General features: G+C 38.5%; 3 protein-coding genes and 1 tRNA gene. All 4 read right to left on the bottom strand.

Going from position 1 to position 3,061, the window contains the following annotated elements:
* Positions 1-734 precede the first annotated feature (734 nt).
* The 4 genes from F3741_09370 to F3741_09355 all read right to left on the bottom strand — a co-directional run bounded on the left by F3741_09370 (position 735) and on the right by F3741_09355 (position 3,022).
* Positions 735-1,187 carry a cytochrome c gene (locus F3741_09370; protein MZG30993.1) on the bottom strand — a complete coding sequence of 151 codons (453 nt, stop codon included), beginning with the start codon at positions 1,185-1,187 and terminating at the stop codon, positions 735-737.
* Positions 1,188-1,264: 77 nt separating this feature from the next.
* A complete protein-coding gene (locus tag F3741_09365) occupies positions 1,265-1,783 on the bottom strand; it encodes an OBAP family protein (protein MZG30992.1) in 519 nt (172 codons plus the stop codon).
* Positions 1,784-2,352: 569 nt separating this feature from the next.
* Positions 2,353-2,429, bottom strand: a tRNA-Arg gene (locus F3741_09360).
* 62 nt (positions 2,430-2,491) lie between these two features.
* Positions 2,492-3,022: a cyclic nucleotide-binding domain-containing protein gene (locus tag F3741_09355; GenBank protein ID MZG30991.1), complete on the bottom strand. Its 531-nt coding sequence runs from the start codon at positions 3,020-3,022 to the stop codon at positions 2,492-2,494.
* Between the last annotated feature and the right edge of the window lie 39 nt (positions 3,023-3,061).

Raw genomic sequence — 3,061 nt, 5'->3', positions numbered from 1 at the left:
TTCCAACTTATATTGAAATAAAGATTGAATTTGTCTTATGTGAATTAGATGTCAGGCGGATTCTCAGCTCCCATAATCATCTCCATTTAAATGAACGGGTTATTCACAATCAGGACAAAAGAAATGATCTTTTATCCAAAGTGTGTTACCCACGAAATAGCATTCTAGACATCTTTGAATATTCTCCATTCGTTCGGTAGGCTTAGAGGATAGACTATTCCGTATATTTGGAGATATTCTAAAAAAAGTGTGCAATACCTGAAACTGTGTCTGCATAAAAGTGACCTCTTGATTAATTCCAATTAATCCATATCAATATACTTTCTGGGCCCTCTTTCAATAACAGATCGGTGAAACATAACCGTAAGAATAATTATTAAAGCTACAGAAAATGAAAAAAGAAACATAAACATCCGATCTAATCCAAAGGTATACCATTCCATGACAGTACCTCCTATGGTAGTTCTAAAATATTTTAGAAAAGTAACTTTAAAAATATATAGCGGGGAAAGATTAAACTAGAAGGGTGGATTATCCATCGCAGTCACCTCAAGAAGTGAAGTAGTTAACTTAAATTTAGGCTTAATATAAAAAATTTCCATTCTTTTAATATTAATTTATTTTCATTAACCAAAGGAAGGACCTAGCGGAAAACCTCTAAGTCCTTGATTTTACTAGTTGGGGCGAGAGGATTTGAACCTCCGACCCCCTGCTCCCAAAGAAAGGTCTGGAGATTAGTTTCTTAATTTAGCAAATGTCCTAATAAACAAAATAATTTGCCAAGCTTCTTTTTCGGTTAAAGTTTCTGGGACAAATGAGACCATTGCTGTGCCAGAACTTCCATTCTTTAAAATCCACATTAGTTCTCCGTCGGTACGTACGGCTTGCCACGATTTGTCTGTAAAATTTCTAGGAAGTTTCCCAACTAAACCGGGAATATGATCGTACCCTTTTCCATCTTTACCGTGACAGGTGACACAATACGCCTTGCCATGAAAAAGTGCTTTGCCTGTCTCAATATTTTTAGGTGTTGAAGACAATGGATTTTCCCATTTCCTTACTTCATCTATCTGGTCAATTGGGACTCGGGGTTTTAATATTTGAGGGTCAGAGCCTTCCACAATTACAGGAAGGAAACTGATCCAAGCAAAACAGATCGCCCGCAACAAGAACTTTCTTTTAGCCATTAAATGATTTTCTAATATTTATAGATTTTACAATAAAGAAAGGGGGATTAGCTCCCCCCCCCCTTGCTTCATATGATTTACTCTGTTCTATACACATGACCTATAGAGGTGGGTGTGGTTACGGTTCCATCTGGAACAACCTGATCTTTCCCCCATAGATGAAATATCACACCATCTGTTTTGGCAGCGGCATCAGCTAACGCCTTAACTTCTTTAGGGTCATCAATATCGAGAATGGCTACTCGGCCTGTATCTATTTCGACTTGATGGTCGTGGAAGGTCCGATTCCACTGAACGAGAGGCACATTTTTTCTGGCCAAGTTTTTTTCTATAAAGTATTCAACGGCGACCAGTTTGGCATTGGGTTTAGTGGATTCAAACAGTAGACATTGAAGAACCTCACCGTTTTGGATTCCTTTACAATAATGGTGATAAGGACCCCCAACCTTTCCATCTGCCATCATATGAGGAGCCTGAACATGAATCGTATAGCCATCAGCTGGTCCACCACTTATGGCTGTTGATATCGTTAAACCAAGTATTGTAAAACTCAATACGCTTACCATAAAGATAGACTTAAATAATATTTGTTTCATTTTAACCTCCTCATAGGATCAAAGTTACTAAAGTCGTTAATGCTATATAACCATAAACTAAGTAACTTTTAATTAACAATTAAAAAGCCGCATCAACCAATTAAGCGGTTGTGGGGCTTTATTGTTTTTATTGACCCGTCTTTTAAGTCATTCGGTCAAGATCGGGCATATTCCAATTCTTAAGCTCTTTAAGATCATCATGGAATTCCTGAGCGTTGCGCTTTTTCTTTGATTTGGTGCTACCCCGGTAACGAATCTTGGCAACCCGAAATTCATACCACCAAAACTCTCCCCTTTTATAAATCATTCTTAATTTATACCTTTTATTGTTTTGTCCAATGGAATTTGAGTAGAACTGTTTTGCAAATCATATCCACAATTTGAGCAAAACTCTGCATCTGTTGGCAATCTGAATTCAGCATCTTTTATACCATCGTCAAAATATATAGGAATGGCCTTATTTTATTATAGGGAGGGATAAATGAGAAGATTGGGTGTAAATAGGGTGTAAATATGAGAAGAATAAAAATAAAGGGGTTGCCGATTATTCAACAACCCCTTGTTTTATATGGTGCCCCCGAGGCGATTCGAACGCCTGACCTACGGATTAGGAATCCGTTGCTCTATCCAGCTGAGCTACGGGGGCTGTTAATTTAAAATCACTGGATGAATTTTACAGGCAACCTGGGATAGTGGCAAGTAAGAGAATCATTTAGTTTTTGATTTCCCCACCATATCTGCCAAACGTTCTCCAAGAACATAACTTATGTTGAAGTTCAGTTTGGCTACGATATTTGGAAAAAACTTCAAATCTTTTTGCATTCTCTCATAGTCAAACCGCAATACCGATACTTTCTGTGTCGCCACCACATCTGCAGTTCTTTCTGTTTCACGTATATAGCCCACTTCACCAAATATTTGTCCGGGCTTTAAAACAGCCAGAGAATGAGATTCACCAGCATCCCTTCGGATAACTTCAACTTCTCCGGAAAGAATGAGATGCATATTGCGGCCTATCGTGCCTTGCTCTACTAACAAATCCCCTTTTTCAAATTCATGGAGTTCAGAAATTAATATCGCCTTGCGACGCTGGTAGTCGGTCATATTTTGAAGCAAGGGACTGCCATGCAAAACGCCTCGATCAATGGACATTGAAAGTATCTGGTAAAGTCCGACCAATCGAACCCTGGTCATGATAATAGGAGTGATCAAAAGGTTTGCAAATATTGAAAACAACATAGTTGCAGCGGCCAGGGCACCGAACTGAGCTACAATGGT

This window comes from Nitrospinota bacterium (genome assembly GCA_009873635.1).
In the GTDB taxonomy this organism is placed as follows: domain Bacteria; phylum Nitrospinota; class Nitrospinia; order Nitrospinales; family VA-1; genus LS-NOB.
The sequence above is the reverse complement of the archived record's forward strand: the minus strand, read 5'-3'. Positions and strand labels throughout refer to the sequence as shown.